Annotated in this window: 15 protein-coding genes and 1 pseudogene; 9 read left to right on the top strand and 7 right to left on the bottom strand. The window is 59.6% G+C overall.

The annotated features are described in order from the left end of the window. The 3 genes from M5G26_RS00675 to M5G26_RS00665 are packed head-to-tail and all read right to left on the bottom strand — an operon-like array spanning position 1 to position 2,215. Positions 1–327: a DUF3325 domain-containing protein gene (locus M5G26_RS00675; RefSeq protein WP_273914203.1), complete on the bottom strand. Its 327-nt coding sequence runs from the start codon at positions 325–327 to the stop codon at positions 1–3. Further along, a complete protein-coding gene (locus M5G26_RS00670) occupies positions 327–1,913 on the bottom strand; it encodes a PepSY-associated TM helix domain-containing protein (protein ID WP_273914202.1) in 1,587 nt (528 codons plus the stop codon). Before M5G26_RS00670 ends, M5G26_RS00675 begins: the two co-directional genes overlap by 1 nt. Beyond that, positions 1,910–2,215, bottom strand: coding sequence for a DUF3649 domain-containing protein (locus M5G26_RS00665; protein ID WP_016986986.1), 306 nt, complete (start codon positions 2,213–2,215; stop codon positions 1,910–1,912). Before M5G26_RS00665 ends, M5G26_RS00670 begins: the two co-directional genes overlap by 4 nt. 190 nt (positions 2,216–2,405) lie before the next feature. Here M5G26_RS00665 and M5G26_RS00660 point away from each other — a divergent pair, with 190 nt between their 5' ends. The 4 genes from M5G26_RS00660 (at position 2,406) to M5G26_RS00645 (ending at position 6,983) form a co-directional block, all read left to right on the top strand. Further along, the gene (locus tag M5G26_RS00660; protein ID WP_273914201.1) at positions 2,406–2,894 is read left to right on the top strand and encodes a sigma-70 family RNA polymerase sigma factor; all 489 of its coding nucleotides are present in this window, start codon (positions 2,406–2,408) and stop codon (positions 2,892–2,894) included. Further along, positions 2,891–3,823, top strand: coding sequence for a FecR domain-containing protein (locus M5G26_RS00655; protein ID WP_273914200.1), 933 nt, complete (start codon positions 2,891–2,893; stop codon positions 3,821–3,823). Before M5G26_RS00660 ends, M5G26_RS00655 begins: the two co-directional genes overlap by 4 nt. A 121-nt stretch (positions 3,824–3,944) precedes the next feature. Then, positions 3,945–6,278: a TonB-dependent Fe(3+) dicitrate receptor FecA gene (gene fecA / locus M5G26_RS00650; RefSeq protein ID WP_273914199.1), complete on the top strand. Its 2,334-nt coding sequence runs from the start codon at positions 3,945–3,947 to the stop codon at positions 6,276–6,278. Positions 6,279–6,614: 336 nt separating this feature from the next. Then, positions 6,615–6,983, top strand: coding sequence for an endonuclease domain-containing protein (locus tag M5G26_RS00645; protein ID WP_150730101.1), 369 nt, complete (start codon positions 6,615–6,617; stop codon positions 6,981–6,983). 484 nt (positions 6,984–7,467) lie between these two features. On the opposite strand, the gene M5G26_RS00640 is transcribed toward M5G26_RS00645, so the two are convergent. Continuing rightward, a complete protein-coding gene (locus M5G26_RS00640) occupies positions 7,468–7,872 on the bottom strand; it encodes an HPF/RaiA family ribosome-associated protein (RefSeq protein ID WP_116029519.1) in 405 nt (134 codons plus the stop codon). A gap of 200 nt (positions 7,873–8,072) precedes the next feature. Beyond that, complete coding sequence (locus M5G26_RS00635) at positions 8,073–9,020, bottom strand: LysR substrate-binding domain-containing protein (RefSeq protein WP_007914183.1); 948 nt, start codon at positions 9,018–9,020, stop codon at positions 8,073–8,075. A gap of 135 nt (positions 9,021–9,155) precedes the next feature. On the opposite strand from M5G26_RS00635, the gene M5G26_RS00630 reads away from it, so the two are divergent. From M5G26_RS00630 to M5G26_RS00620, 3 genes are all read left to right on the top strand, one after another. Further along, the gene (locus M5G26_RS00630) at positions 9,156–10,532 is read left to right on the top strand and encodes an L-serine ammonia-lyase (protein ID WP_273914198.1); all 1,377 of its coding nucleotides are present in this window, start codon (positions 9,156–9,158) and stop codon (positions 10,530–10,532) included. A gap of 86 nt (positions 10,533–10,618) precedes the next feature. Further along, positions 10,619–11,920, top strand: coding sequence for an HAAAP family serine/threonine permease (locus M5G26_RS00625; RefSeq protein WP_273914197.1), 1,302 nt, complete (start codon positions 10,619–10,621; stop codon positions 11,918–11,920). Between the two features lie 239 nt (positions 11,921–12,159). Further along, complete coding sequence (locus M5G26_RS00620) at positions 12,160–12,477, top strand: DUF3509 domain-containing protein (RefSeq protein ID WP_134174680.1); 318 nt, start codon at positions 12,160–12,162, stop codon at positions 12,475–12,477. Here M5G26_RS00620 and M5G26_RS00615 read toward each other — a convergent pair. After that, the gene (locus tag M5G26_RS00615) at positions 12,474–12,974 is read right to left on the bottom strand and encodes a phosphate-starvation-inducible protein PsiE (RefSeq protein WP_053117232.1); all 501 of its coding nucleotides are present in this window, start codon (positions 12,972–12,974) and stop codon (positions 12,474–12,476) included. The genes M5G26_RS00620 and M5G26_RS00615 overlap by 4 nt on opposite strands. Positions 12,975–13,301: 327 nt before the next feature. Here M5G26_RS00615 and M5G26_RS00610 point away from each other — a divergent pair. Beyond that, positions 13,302–13,556 (top strand): annotated as a pseudogene (locus tag M5G26_RS00610) (YebG family protein); the annotation flags it as partial. A gap of 174 nt (positions 13,557–13,730) precedes the next feature. Here M5G26_RS00610 and M5G26_RS00605 read toward each other — a convergent pair. Further along, positions 13,731–14,750, bottom strand: a complete 1,020-nt coding sequence (locus tag M5G26_RS00605; protein WP_134174678.1) for a Glu/Leu/Phe/Val dehydrogenase family protein — start codon at positions 14,748–14,750, stop codon at positions 13,731–13,733. 185 nt (positions 14,751–14,935) lie between these two features. Here M5G26_RS00605 and M5G26_RS00600 point away from each other — a divergent pair, with 185 nt between their 5' ends. Further along, a complete protein-coding gene (locus tag M5G26_RS00600; RefSeq protein WP_273914196.1) occupies positions 14,936–15,739 on the top strand; it encodes a SirB1 family protein in 804 nt (267 codons plus the stop codon). Positions 15,740–15,773: the final 34 nt, after the last annotated feature.

Genomic DNA, 15,773 nt, shown 5'->3' with positions numbered 1-15,773 from the left:
TCAGCACTGCGCCCATGCGGCGACCGGGCTGGCCAACAGGCTGACCCCGGCCAGCGCCAACGCCAGACGCGGGCGATACGGCAGCAGCAATACCAACGCCAGGGCGCTGAGCATCAGTACGGCGAACCAGTCGACCAGACCGAAGCTCCAGCCATTGGCAGAAACGGCAGCCCACAGCGACAAACCCAATAAAAACCACCCGGCCAGTTTCAGGCACTGACGACGACGCGTGGAAACTTTGCGGCTGAGCAATTCATCGTGGTGCCGAGGCATCGACAGGCACAACGCGGTGAATCCGGCGTATGTGAGCAACAGTGCCAGCAGCATCAGTTAACCCCTTGCTCAAGAATGATCGGCCGAGGCGTTTCGCGCCGTGGCTTTTTAACGCTGACGGTGCTGCCGGCGCGCTGCATTTTCCATGCGGCCCACGCCAGAAACAGACCTGTGGCGAGGCAGGTCAGATCAAAACCGGCCAACGCCCAATCGCCCTCCATCAAAGCCACGCCGAGGTTCCAAGGGGTGGTCAGCGCATTGATCAGCGGCACCGCAACAAACAGCGCAGCACCGAAAACAAGCTGTTCAACCCAGGCTTTGCGCCCCGGTCGCAACATCGCGTGCAGCACGCTCAAGCCCCAGGCCATGAAGAACGCGTTCACTTCCCAATCTGCACGTTCGGCAAGGCTCACCGGCAACAGACGATTGGCCAGGAAAAATACCGCCACCGCAGACACCAGCCCGGCCATGCTGGCGATATTCAGTACTTCCACCAGCCGCAGTTCGAACGGCATCACGCCGCTCTTGGCATGTTTGAGTTGCCGCTTGCCGAGCCAGATAACCAGCCCGGTGCCGATCATCGCGGTGCCGGCCAGCCCACAGATGAAATACAGCCAGCGCAACACCGACCCGGCAAAGTGGCCCATGTGCAAACCATAGAACGCGCCCCCCACCGCCATCGCCAGCGGTTGCTCCGGTGTGCTGCCGAGCATCTGCCCGGTCACACCGTTGAAGGTCACGGCGCGGCCGAAATCATGCACCACACGGTCACCAGCACGGGACAGCACCACCGTCGCATTGGCATCGCCCGGATTGCTCACCGACAGGCGCGCCGTGTGGCCGCCCGACCATTGCTCGCTGGCCTTGCTCAACAGCGGTGCCATGGCCGACAGCGGTGCCGCAATGTCGGCGCGCTCCGGTGTTTTCGATGCCGGGAAAACTTCGTCATAGAACTTGCGCACGTCACTGCCGTATGAAGCGACGATGCTCGCCGGCATGACCATCGACATGAAAATCACCAGGCTGCTGTAGGTGATCATCAAGTGAAACGGCAACACCAGCACACCCACCGCGTTATGCCCGTCGAGCCAGGAGCGCTGGCCCTTGCGCGGGCGGAAGGTGAAGAAGTCCTTGAAGATTTTCTTGTGGGTGATGATCCCGGTGATCAGCGCGACAAACATCACCATGGCAGCGATGGTCGATAGCCAACGGCCCCACGGGTAAGGCATTTGCAGCTGAAAGTGGAAGCGATAAAAGAACTCGCCGCCCATGCTGTCGCGGCCCTGCACTTCGGCGCCGGTTTGCGCATCAAGGGTTTTCGCTTCGAAGCGGCCGCGCTCGCCGGGATTCGCTGGTGCTTGCTGCCAGCGCACGGTCAGGCCCGGGTCGCGGGCATCAGGCAAATCGATCAGCCAGCGTGAGGCGCCCGCAGCGTGTTGCTGCAGATAATTCTGGGCCAGCGTCAGGCTCGTCTCGGCACTCACCGAACGCGCGTGGATTTCCGGCTGCATCCAGTGGCTGATCTCATCCTTGAAGTACGCCAGCGTCCCGGTCAGAAAAATCGCGAACAGCAACCAGCCGAACACCAGTCCGGTCCAGGTGTGCAGCCAGGCCATCGCCTGACGAAAGCCCTCTTTCATGCCAGGCCCAAGCCGCGCGCCGCGCCGGAAATGGTCGCCAGAATCACACTCGGCACCAGCAATCCGACCCAGGCCGACCACGCCGTACGACAGGCGAAACACCAGAGCACGGCCACCAGATAGACCAGAAACGAGATGGTCATGCCGGTCACCACCGCTTCGGCACGGCTCAACGGCAGCCACAGCGTCAGGGTGACACTGGCCAGCGCCGCGACCAGATAGCCGCCAAACACCGCGGCCAGCACCCGTGAGGTGACGGCCAGACGATAGGACATGGGAAGTGTGGCGAGTTTGCCTTTCATGTTTCGACCCTGAAACGAAAAACGTCCGACCGATCAGCCGAACCTATAGGCGAGCAATATTAATGATAAATATTCTCATACGCAAAAGCATCTGATTGCCGGTTGAGCACTTCGCCCCCTACAATGCGAACAGTTCTTGTTCTCTAACGCACACTCTCTACCGCGTCAAGAAAGCGCCCGGAGTTCACCGTTGTCGTCCGCCCATCCCGTCGAATCGCTGTATCAGGCCCATCACGGCTGGCTCACTGGCTGGTTGCGGCGCAAACTCGGTTGCCCGGACAGCGCGGCGGACTTGGCCCAAGACACCTTCATCAAGGTGCTGACCGCCCGCGAACCGCCGGTGATTATCGAGCCGCGCGCCTTTCTGACGACGTTGGCCAAGCGCGTTCTGTTCAATCATTACCGCCGTCAGGATCTGGAACGCGCTTACCTCGATACCCTGGCGCAGATGCCGGAAATGGTTGCGCCGTCGGAAGAAGACAAAGCGATCATCCTGCAGACCCTGATGGAACTGGATCAGTTACTCGACGGTTTGCCGCGTCAGGTCAAACGCGCCTTTTTGCTGGCGCAGGTCGATGGCCTGACTTATCCACAGATCGCCGCTGAACTGGGTATATCCGTGGCCACGGTCAAACGTCACCTGAATAAAGCCGCCATGCGCTGCTACTTCGCCCTATGAGCCGCGCACCGGATTTCTCCTCTCAGGTTGCCGAGCAGGCGGTGCACTGGCTGATGGAAATGCAGCAAGGCGCACTGTCACCACGCCAGCGATTGGCAATGCAACAGTGGCTGGATGCGCACAGCGAGCATCGGCGGGCGTGGGAGCATATTCAGCGGGTCAACCAGAGGTTGCGCGGCGTGTCTTCGCCGCTGGCACACGCGGCGTTGAACGGGCCGAAGTCCGGCAGCCGTCGTCAGGCAATGAAACTGCTGCTGATTCTTGGCGCGGGCACGGCGGTCACTTGGGGCATGCGCGAGCACAATCCTGTGCCGTCGCTGCTCGCCGATTACCGCAGCCCGCTGGGGCAGCGACGCAAAATTTCCCTGGGTGGCGGTGATAAGTTGCAACTCAATACCGCCAGTGCCGTGGACGTCGACGGTGCGCAGCGATTGATCCGCTTGCTCGAAGGCGAAATCCTCCTGACGGCCGCGCAATCTTTCGAAGTGCACACGGCTCAGGGCCTGCTGAAAACTCAGGGCGCGCGCCTCAATGTGCGCCAGTTTGCCGATCGCACGCAGATTGCGCTGTTCGACGGTCGAGTCGAACTGAACAGCAATGGACGCGCGCCGCTGTTGCTGCCGCTCGCGCGTCAGTTGAGTTTCACCTCGACGTCCGTCAGCGCAGCCAAACCTCTGGACGCGAACAGCGGCGCCTGGGCTGACGGCATGCTGGTGGCGGCGCACATGCGTCTCGGCGATTTCCTCGATGAACTCGGCCGCTATCGTCGCGGCCAGCTCAATTGCGACCGGAAAGTCGCCGATCTGCTGATCTCCGGGACTTATCCACTGGACGACAGCGAGCGGATTCTCGATCTGCTGGAAATCAGTTTGCCGGTGAAGGTGAAGCGCTTTACCCGCTACTGGGTGAGCGTCGAAGCGCGGGTTTAAAGCAGCAGAATCAAAAGATCGGACGATCCTTTGATCTTGAAAAATAAATGAGCCGTTTTTCAGATCTGGCGTGACAGAGAAGGAAAGCCCCCTTGATTCAACCTTCTCAGGATCATCCGACATGCACTCCACCCGCCTCACGCCACTGGCTCGCACCCTGCGCAATCTTGTCCTCGGCGCCAGCCTGAGCCTCTGCGTCCTGCCCGCCGCGCTGGCCGCTGATGCCAAGGCGTACCACATCGCGCCGTCGACGCTGGAAAACGCTCTCAACCAGTTTGGCCGTGAAGCAGGCGTGCTGATTTCATTCGGTTCGCAAGTCACCAGTGGTGTGCAAAGTCGAGGTCTGGAGGGCAGCTACACGCCTGAACAGGGTTTGAATGCGCTGCTCGAAGGCACCGGCCTGCAAGCGCGCGCCGAGGGCAACAATGCGTTCAGTCTGCAACCGGTGGCGGATGCCGCGCTGGAGCTGGACACTTCGAAAGTCGTCGGCGACTGGCTGGGCGACGCCGCGCAAATCAACGTGTTTGAACATCCCGGTGCTCGCGACGTGATCCGCCGCGAAGAATTCGAACGTCAGGGCGCGACTCAGGCGCGCGATGTGCTCAACCGTATCCCCGGCGTCAACGCCCCGGAAAACAACGGCACCGGCAGCCACGATATGGCGCTGAATTTCGGTATCCGTGGCTTGAACCCGCGACTGGCCGCGCGCTCGACGGTGCTGATGGACGGGATTCCGGTGCCGTTCGCGCCTTATGGCCAACCGCAGTTATCGTTCGCGCCGATCAGCATGGGCAACATGGATGCCGTGGACGTGGTGCGTGGCGGTGGCGCAGTGCGTTACGGGCCGCAGAACGTCGGCGGCGTGGTCAACTTCGTGACGCGGGCCATTCCCGACGAGCCAACGGTCAAGGGCGGCTTCCAGACCGAAACCAGCCCATCCTCGAGCCACGACGGCTTCAAGACCAGCGCCAACCTGCTGGCCGGCGGCACCAATGAAAATGGTCTCGGCGGCGCGTTGCTCTACTCCGGGACGCGCGGCGGCGACTGGCGTGAACACAGCGACACCGAGATCGACGACCTGATCCTCAAGGGCCAATACCAGCTCGACGAGGCCAACAGCTTCAACGCCATGGCCCAGTATTACGAAGGCAAGGCCGACATGCCCGGCGGTCTGAATGTTGCCGATTACGACGCCGATCCGTACCAGTCGACACGGCCAAAAGACCAGTTCTGGGGCCGTCGCACGATGTTCAATTTCGGCTATCGCTATCAGGATGATCGCCGCGAATTCACCGCCAACACTTTCTTCACCAAGACCTTGCGCAGCGGTTATCTCGATCAGGGCACGTTCCTCTCGCTGTCGCCGCGCGAGTATTGGGTGCGCGGTCTGGAAACCCGCTTCGCCCAAGGCTTCGACCTCGGCCCGACCAGCCATGAAGTCGGCGTCGGCTATCGCTACATCAACGAGGCTGGCCACGAACTGCGCTATCGCACGCCGATCAGCAGCAACGAATACCCGACCACCGCCAGCCGCAATGACCGTGATACCCGTGGCGGCACCGAAGCCAATGCGTTCTTCGTCGACGACCGCATCGACATCGGCAAATGGACAATCACCCCGGGCGTGCGCTACGAGATGATCGAGTCGCAGCAGACCAACAACCTGACCAACGTCAAATACAAGGGCGATTACAACACCGCGTTGCCGGCGCTGAACGTGCTCTATCACCTGACCGACAGCTGGAACCTGTACGCCAACACCGAAGGCTCGTTCGGCAGCGTGCAGTACAGTCAGATGCCCAACCGTGTAACCAGCGGTGAAGTGAAACCGGAGAAGGCGCGCACCTGGGAGCTCGGCACGCGCTATGACAATGGCGCATTGCGCGCGGAGATCGGCGCGTTCCTGATCAACTTCGACAACCAGTACGAAAGCAACCAGACCAACGACTCGGTGATCGCCCGTGGTGAAACCCGTCATCAGGGTATCGAGACCAGCGTCAATTACGCACTGGATGACTTGAGCCCGGCGCTCGCCGGTTTCGATGTCTACGCCAGCTACGCCTACGTTGACGCGACCATCCGCGAAGACGGACCGAACAAAGGCAATCGCGTGCCGTTCTCGTCGAAACACAAAGGCACGATTGGCGTCGGTTACACCGAAGGCCCGTGGAAGCTGAATCTGGACAGCAGCTTCCAGAGCGACCAGTTCGCCGACAACGCCAACACCTCGAAGGAAAGTGCCGATGGCAGCACCGGCAAGATCCCCGGGTACATGCTGTTCAGCAGCCGTGCGGGTTACGACTTCGGGCCGCAGTTGTCGGATCTGAACGTGGCGGTGGGCGTGAAGAACATCTTCAACACGCAGTACTTCACGCGTTCGTTTGATGACAATAACAAGGGTAAGTATGTGGGTGAGCCGCGGACGGTTTATGTGCAGACTTCTGTGGCGTTCTGAGGATTGAAAAAACCCTCACCCTAACCCTCCCGAAACGTCGGACCGCCCAGAGGGAGAGGGGACTGATTGGGGGATGCTTGCGAAGTACGCCGACCTGAACGTGCTGTGCCGAATCCATAATCTACTCGACCTGAAACCGCTTCGCCGAATCTATAATCGACTCGGTCTTTCAGGTCGATGTACCCCGCAAGACACCTCGGTCGGCCCCCTCTCCCTCCGGGAGAGGGCTGGGGTGAGGGTCAGCAGGTCAGCAGGTCAGCAGGTCAGCAGGTCAGCAGGTCAGCAGGTCATGGTCTAAAGTAAAACTTCAAACCAACTTCACAAGGATCGTGAAGCATGCAAACCCGCCCCACCCTCGCCCAATTCGCCCGCCAGCTCCGCGTCAACCAAACCGATTGCGAACAGCTGCTCTGGCAAAAACTCCGCTCCCGCCAAATCGCCAATCTGAAATTTCGCCGGCAGTTTCCGTGTCCGCCTTACGTGCTGGATTTTTACTGTGCGGAGCTGAAATTGGCGATTGAGCTGGACGGTGGGCAGCATTTTGAAACAGCGGGATTGATTCATGACCAGCGCCGGACACGCTATCTGAACCAAAAGGGCATTGAAGTCGTGCGTTTCAGTAATCTTGAGGTAGCTCAGCAGATGGATGACGTACTGGAGCAGATCATAAGAATTGCGGCGAATCGAAAAATGCCCTCACCCTAACCCTCTCCCAAAGGGAGAGGGGACTGATTGTGGGATGCTTGAGAAATACATCGACCTGAAATTATTGGGCTGAATCCATAACCGACTCGGTCAGCGTTCTCCCGGAGAGAGGAGGAACTGATTGGGAGATGCTTGCGAGGCACGCCGACCTGAAGCTGCTTTGCCGAATCCATAATCGACTCGGTCGTTCAGGTCGGTGTACCCCGCAAGACACCTCGGTCGGCCCTCTCCCGGAGAGTGGCGGGACTGATCGGGGAATGCCTGAGAAATACACCGATCTGAAAGTACTGTGTCGAATCCATAATCGAATCGGTTTTCCAGGTCGATGTACCCCGCGATACCCCTCGGTCGGCCCCCTCTCCCTCCGGGAGAGGGCTGGGGTGAGGGGCCGCGATCTTGTGCCCGGCGCAAAAAATTGCCACAAACAAAAACGGGCCTGCTTCCGCAGGCCCGTTCTCATTGGGTGGTTTATAAAGTCAGCGCATCAACTGTTGATCGCTGCCTGTTCGTTCTCAAGAAATTCTTCCTCCAGCAGAGCGTCATTCGCCTTGCTAAATGGCACCACAGCGGCACGTGGCTTACCTCGCAGTTTGCCAAAAAGGTGCTCAAGAGCGTGCTCGAGTTTTTCGGCTGCACCGTCGATCGCCTGTTCCAGCGAATCGGCCTTGTGGGTCACGGAAATCGGTTGATGGCCTTTTGGCCGCGCTTCCAGTTGGCAGCGCATGTCATGGGGACCTGGTTTGTCACCGTTCTCGTCAGCCAGATGGACTTCGACGCGGGTCAGGTCTTCTTCATAACGTTCGAGCGTGCTCTCAATGGTTGTACGTACCCACTCCTCCAGTCGTTGACTACTTTGAATATGGTTATCGCTGTTGACTTGGATTTGCATAGTTCATCCCTTATTTCAGCTAGCTCGTGAGAGGCCTTGAGTTGAATTTCCTGACCTCCTGGTTACAACAATCGGCCCGACTGACGAACATTTCAACCCCTGAAAAAAGATAAATATTCATTCGCAAAAAAAGCCGGACAATCGAGCAAAGCACTGGTAAGGTCGGGAGTTGGGTCGCCTCGCAACCCGGCAAAATCTGCTCACAATTGCCCGTCATTCAACGGGTGCAAGCTGCGAAAAATCCCCGCTTCCTCCACCAGCCAGTCATGCACCGCACGCACGCCCGGATGGCTCAGCGCCCCCGGCGCATATAGCAACACATAGCGTTTGTGATTGGGCACCGACAGGCCAAATGGCACGATCAACGTTCCCCGCTCCAGCTCATCGTTGAGCAATGTACGACGGGCAATCGCCACGCCCATGCCGGCAATCGCCGCTTCGATGGTCAGGTGATTGCGATTGAAGGTATGCCCACGCCGTACGTCGGCGCCTTCAAAGCCGATCGCGTTTAAATAGAACTCCCACTCCGCGTATTCATAACTGCCACGCCAGGCGGTGATGTCGTGCAGCAGCGGAAAATGCACCAGATCCGCCGGGCCATGCAGTGGCGGCCGCCCGCGCAACAGGCTCGGCGCACACACCGGGAAAATCTGCTCATCGAGCAAGGCTGTGGATAACAATCCCGGGTAACTGCCGTCGTTCAAATCGATCGCCAGATCAAAGTCGCCTTCGTGCAACGGCACGCTACTGTCCTCGGCGACCAGCCGCAGCTGAATATCCGGATAGCGCTGTTGCAGGCGCGGTAGACGCGGCGTCAGCCACTTGCTGAGAAACGACGGAATCGAACGCACGCGCAAAATCCCGCTGATCATTCCCGCGTCCAGTCGACGCAATTCGGCATCGATGCTGCCGTACGCCTCGTTGACGGTGATCGCCAACCGCTGCCCTTCTGCGCTCAACTCGACGCCCCGCGCGCGCCGGTGAAACAGGCGAAAACCCAGGCGCTCTTCCAACTGACGAATCTGCTGACTGACCGCCCCCGGGGTGATGTGCAGCTCTTCGGCACAACGGGTGAACGACAGGTGCCGCGCGGCACAGGAAAACACCTGCAGCCAGACGTAGGTCTGGGCATGCAATTGACGACTCATTGTTTAGTCCTGCTAAAGGCTTACTTAGGAAGTTTCGTTAGTCACGTAGGACCGAGGTAGGCAGTATCGCCGACATTGCGCTTGTCCTACAAAAAATGGCAGCGATTCGTACTCCATTGCTTGTAAGGGTTTAGCATGGCTATCAGTGTTTTCGATCTATTCAAAGTCGGTATCGGTCCGTCCAGTTCCCACACCGTCGGCCCGATGCGGGCGGCAGCGACCTTCGCTCAGGCGCTCATTGATCAGCATTTGTTGAACGATGTGCGTCGTGTGGAAATCCGTTTATATGGCTCGCTGTCAGCCACCGGCGTCGGTCACGCCACCGACCGCGCCACGGTCATGGGCCTGATGGGCGAATGGCCGGACAGCATCGATCCGGCGACCATCGATCCCCGCATCCAGCAACTACGCGAGACAGGCCAACTGTCCCTCGCCGGTCAGAGAGAAATTGCCTTCGACTGGCAGCGTGATCTCCTGCTGCTGGACGAGAGCCTGCCCTACCACCCCAACGCCATGTCGCTGACAGCCTTTGGCGAAACCGCCGAGTTGTTCGAGCAGACGTACTACTCGGTTGGCGGCGGTTTCATCATCGAAGCGGCGGAAGCCGAGTCCGGTGTCGCACCGGCCGGCGACGTGGTGTTGCCGTACGATTTCTCCAGCGCCGCCGAACTGCTGTCGCTGTGCAAACAGCACAACCTGCGCGTGTCCGAACTGATGATGGCCAACGAGCGCGCCTGGCGTAGCGACGCCGAAATCCGTCAGGGTCTGCTGCACATCTGGTCGGTGATGCGTGAGTGCGTCGAACAAGGCCTGCGCCATGAAGGCATCCTGCCCGGCGGTCTGAATGTGCCACGCCGCGCCGCGAAATTGCATCGCAGCCTGCTGGAAATCGGCAAGCCCAACGTGATCAGTTCGACGCTGTCGGCAATGGAATGGGTCAACCTGTTCGCCCTCGCCGTCAACGAAGAGAATGCTGCAGGCGGGCGCATGGTCACTGCGCCGACCAACGGTGCAGCCGGGATCATCCCGGCGGTTCTGCACTACTACATGAAATTCAATCCCGACGCGTCTGACGATGACGTGGTCGCTTTCTTTCTCGGTGCGGCCGCCGTAGGCATTCTGTGTAAGAAAAATGCCTCGATCTCCGGCGCCGAAGTCGGCTGTCAGGGTGAAGTCGGTTCGGCCTGCGCAATGGCGGCGGCTGGCTTGGCCGACGTGCTCGGCGCCACCCCTGAGCAATTGGAAAACGCCGCCGAAATCGGCCTGGAACACAACCTTGGCCTGACCTGCGACCCGGTCGGAGGCCTCGTACAAGTGCCGTGCATCGAGCGCAACGCCATCGCCGCCGTGAAAGCGATCAACGCCACACAAATGGCCCTGCGCGGCGACGGCAACCATTTCATTTCCCTCGACCGGGTGATCCGCACCATGCGCGATACCGGCGCCGACATGCATGACAAATACAAAGAGACTTCACGGGGCGGCCTGGCTGTGAACTGGGTGGAGTGCTGACGCGCATTCCCTGACCGCCCCGGCAGACCGCACAGAGCGGTCTGCCAACCGTGAGCCCGAGCAAAAATAATAACGAGGCGATACCGATGACCGATGTACGTACACCTGCTGCCGAAAATCCCGCTGTAGACCGCACACGCAATCAAGAAACAGCCCACAAGGGCTGGAGCAAATTCGACACCACCTGGATGCTTGGCCTGTACGGCACGGCCATCGGTGCCGGGACATTGTTCCTGCCAATCAACGCCGGTGTCGGTGGTTTCTGGCCGTTGCTGATTCTCGCCGTACTGGCCTTCCCGATGACGTTTTTTGCCCACCGTGGCCTGACCCGATTCGTGCTGTCCGGGCGCTCCGGGGATATCACCGAAGTGGTCGAAGAACACTTCGGCATCGGTGCCGGCAAGCTGATCACGCTGCTGTATTTCTTTGCGATCTTCCCGATCCTGCTGGTGTACAGCGTGGCGCTGACCAACACCCTGAGCAGCTTTCTCGAACACCAATTGCACATCGCCCCGCCGCCTCGGGCGATCCTTTCGCTGGCGCTGATCCTCGGTTTGATGGCGATTGTTCGTTGCGGTCAGAGCGTGATCGTCAAAGCCATGAGCGTGTTGGTGTATCCATTCGTCGCCGCATTGCTGCTGCTCGCGGTCAGCCTGATTCCGAACTGGAACGGCGCGTTTTTCGCCAGTGCTCAAGAAGCCATGCCAATGTCCGTATTTCTCAAGACGCTGTGGCTGGCAATCCCGGTGATGGTGTTCTCGTTCAACCATTCGCCGATCATCTCCGCGTTTGCGGTTGACCAAAAACAACGCTATGGCGAGCAGGCCGAACGCAAGAGCAGCGGCATCCTCGCCATGGCGCACGGCATGATGGTCGTCACGGTGATGTTCTTCTGCTTCAGTTGTGTACTGGCGTTGTCGCCGGCGGATCTGGCAGCGGCCAAGGCGCAGAACATTTCGATCCTGTCGTACCTGGCCAACCACTTCCAGACCCCGGTCATCGCTTACGCCGCGCCGCTGATTGCGCTGGTGGCGATCACCAAATCCTTCCTCGGCCACTACATCGGCGCCAGCGAAGGCTTTCAAGGCATGATCGTGAAAAGCCTGCGCAGCCGTGGCCGGGTCATGTCAGCGAGCTGGCTGAACCGCGCAACCGCCGTGTTCATGATCCTCAGCTGCTGGGCCGTAGCGACCTTCAACCCGAGCATCCTCGGGATGATCGAGGCTTTCGGTGGGCCAGTGATAGCCTGCCTGCTGTTCTTGATGCCGATGTACGCCATCCGCCGCGTGCCAGCCTTGCGCCAGTATTCGGGCCAGGTGTCCAACGTGTTTGTGGTGTTGATCGGCCTGATTGCACTGTCAGCGATCATCTACACGGTTCTGCCCTGAAAACGCGCCATAAAAAAAGGCGAGCCCTGTGGCTCGCCTTTTTTATCCCCGTGTTCATTGTTCGACAATTTTCCCGGCACAGGCCTTGCTATACCACTGCAGGAGCAGCCTCGTTTCACTCGACAGCTCCTACATGAAGCAACAAATACAGGCCACGGAATCGCCGATGATCCGGTGGGGCGAACCAACCCGATCACGGCCGGTCAACAACTGCACGTTCAATCAGGCGGTGACGCATCATGGACAATCCTTTTCAGATCATTACCGATGCCTTTGCGCCGGACTATCAGATCAACCTGAGCATTCAGGGCCTGGACGGCAGCATCATGCTGACCCTGTCCAACAGCGGCCGAATCGTGGCCAAACGCATGATCAGTGCCGAACAACGCAATGACCCCGCGCGTCTCAAGCGCCTGGTGCAAAGCATTCAGTTCGGCATCGCCATCGAACAGGGCCACAGCGCCATGGCGATCCTCGAAGCCATGACCAGCGGCAGCGGGCTGACGCCGCCACCGCCACGTGTCAGCGGTCAGCCACGACCAGCGGCCGGGCTTTAAAGCTCACCCTTCTCGACTTCAGGATGTTCGCTGGAACCCGTGCCCAGCGTGCGCTGTGGTTTTTCGATCTTCACCGACGGAAATTGTGACGAGGCGTAACGCACCACCAGAATCGCCAGCGCCAGCAGCAGAATCCCGCCGCACAGGTAGATAATGCCCATGTCCGGCGGGTTGTGGTGCGAGACGTTGGAGATCAGCAGACGGGTCAACGCGGTGATCGCCACGTAGATCAGGAAGCGCACCGGCATGTGGTTGGTCTTGAAATAAATCCCGACCATCGCCCCCAGTTCGAGATAGATGAACAGCAGCAGAATGTCATCGATCTTGATGTGGCCTTCCTCGAGCATCCCGAGAAACTCCATCACCGCCGCGTATGCCGTCACCGCACCGATGGCAAACAGCGCCAGATAGTGGAAGGTTTCGACGAACAGGTTGCCCAGGGACTCGGCCAGTTGATGCACGTTTTGCCGCAGTTTCTCGGCCCAGTTTATTTTCACGATGATGTTCCTTAGCTCGAATGCGAGCGGATGATGCGTGTTGGACGTGACGGTTTTCTGCACGTAACGGGTTTTCATGCAGAAAAGAGGCCACGCCATCATGGCGAGACGCCGCCAAACCCGCGCCGTGGCGTTTGGTCGCACCGCTGTGCTTTTGTGGGAGCGAGCCTGCTCGCGAATGCAGCAACACGATCTCCTGACAAACCCGAAATCCGGTCTACATTGAAAAGCCACTACCCATGGCGCAGGGATTCGCTTATCCTTTTCGCTGTATATGGATACAGTAGTCGTCAAGACAACTTAATGTGAAGGCATGTGAGGTGGTGAATGGCCGTCGAAGTGGTATACCGCAGCAGCCGAGATCTGGAGCGCTTGTTCATGGATAAAGCCGAAGCTGACCGTCATGACAAAATGCTCGAACTGGCCGAATATCTGGCCGATGTGCTGCAAAAAGCCGTTCCGTCCCTGACTGAGCAGCAAGTGGAAGAAGCCGGGATCTACATGGCGAAGAATCGCGATGTGTTCGCCCGGGCGTTCAAGAGCCAGCCGGATGCACTGTCCGAGCTGCTCAATGCACCGGCAGAACCGGTCGATAATGCGGAAGCAGCGGAACCTGCTGAAACGCCAGCGAAGCCAGCCAAAGCGGCAAAAGCTGCGAAGTAAGCAGCGCCCTAAAAGATCGCAGCCTTCGGCAGCTCCTACATTGGAATACGTATTTCCTGTAGGAGCTGCCGAAGGCTGCGATCTTTTGCTTTTTCAGCGATACAAAACTTTTTCTGCCAACTCATCCGCCACCCGCGCTGGCGAGCGTTTTTCCGCCTGCGCGTGAGCGAATACTTCGGTCAGCCGTGAACTGATCTTCGACAAATGCGCGGTAATGGTGGTCAGTTCTTCGCCGCGATGCTTGAGCGAGACATAGATCAAGCCCCCGGCATTGATCACATAATCCGGCGCATACAGAATCCCGCGCCGCTCCAGTTGATCGGCGACATCCAGATGCGTCAGTTGATTGTTCGCCGAACCCGCCACGGCCGAACACCGCAGTTGCGTGACGCTGTGGCTGTTCAGCACACCGCCCAGACCGCACGGTGCAAGGATGTCGCACGGGGTGCTGAGTAACGCGTCGTTGGCGATCGGATGGGCGTTGAGTTGCTCCATCGCCAGTTGCACCTTGCCGTGGTCGATATCGCTGACCAGCAGTTCAGCACCGGCAGCGTGCAGTTGCTCGGCCAAGGCAAAACCGACATTGCCCAGGCCCTGAATAGCAATGCGCAAGCCTTCGAGATTATCGCTGCCCAGCCGGGCCATCGCCGTTGCGCGAATGCCGGCAAACACGCCCATTGCCGCGTGCGGTGCCGGGTCGCCGGCCGAGGTGGTGCTGGTGACATGTTGGGTCTGCTGGGCGATGCAATCCATGTCCGCCACCGAGGTGCCGCTGTCGATGGCGGTGATGTAGCGACCGTCAAGCTGATCGATGCAGCGGCCAAAGGCCTCGAACAGCGCGCCACGACTCTCCACATGGACCGGACGCACGATCACCGCGACGCCACCGCCCTGAGCCAGCCCTGCCAGTGCGGCTTTGTAGCTCATGCCCTGAGCAAGGCGAATGGCATCTTCGACGGCGGATTCGTCATTGGGATAGGCAAGATAACGACATCCGCCCAAGGCTGGCCCGAGGCGACTGTTATGGATGGCAATGACCGCCTTCAACCCGGTGACCGGATCAACGCTAAGGTGCAGCGATTCCAGGCGAGTGCTTTGCATGAGCGCAAACATCGTTGGGCTCCCGAATCACTTCTTGTAGAACGCCAGTATAGGCCTGCGCCTGAAAATTGCTGGAGCGCACCGGAATAAGCGCCCGCGCAGACAACGGCTTTACGGCATAACCCGACACCTGCGCAGCGGGACACTGGACGAATCTCGCGGAGCGGGCTAAAACGAGGCATTCCCCGGAGATTTCGATGAGTGCGCGTCAACGTTTTTTCGAATGCCTGCACCGCTCACCGCCCGCGCTGTTCGAAGCCGCGCTGTGGATGGCGGCCGAGCACGAAAAAGCGGTCGACCCCGACGCGCTGTTGGAGGAATTCAAAGAGCTGCAACAGCGGGTCAGTTACGGTTTGCCAATGCTGCCGGTGAGTGAGCTGGCGCAACCGTTGTTACGCCGCATGACCGATCTGGGTTTTGCTCAGGACGATTTTCTGCCACTGCGCCCGCAGGCTGCGCTGCTGCACAAAGTGTTGCAGACCCGGCGCGGCCAGCCGCTGGCATTGGCGCTGATTGCTCTGGAGTTGGCGCGACGGCTGGAGATCCCGCTGGTCGGGGTCAACTTCCCCGGGCACTTCCTGCTGCGGGTGCCCGGCGCCGATCACCTGCTTGATCCCTGTGGTGGCCGGCGGTTGTATCCCAATGATTGTCGCGAGCTGTTGCAGCGCCAATACGGGCCGAACATGAAGCTCAATGCCGAGCATCTGCTGACCGCCACACCCCAGCAGATGCTCCAGCGCCTGTCGCGCAACCTGCGCCAGTTGTACCTGACCCATGATGACTTCATCGCCGCGCTGATCGACGCCGAACGCGTGCTCGAGCTGGGTGACGCCGGCGCCGCCGATTACTTGGCCCGGGCCAGTCTTTATCAGCGGCTCGACTGCCCGAACGCCGAGCGCTTTGATCTGGAGCATGCGCTGATGCTCAGCGACGATCCGATTCAACGCCTGCGCCTGACCGAGCGCCTCGGGCACCTGCCGCCCAATTCAGTCGTCCATTAAACGCAAAAGATCGCAGCCTTCGGCAGCTCCTGCA

The organism is Pseudomonas sp. TNT2022 ID642, from assembly GCF_028656995.1.
GTDB lineage: Bacteria > Pseudomonadota > Gammaproteobacteria > Pseudomonadales > Pseudomonadaceae > Aquipseudomonas.
This window is presented reverse-complemented; position numbering and strand designations above follow the sequence as displayed.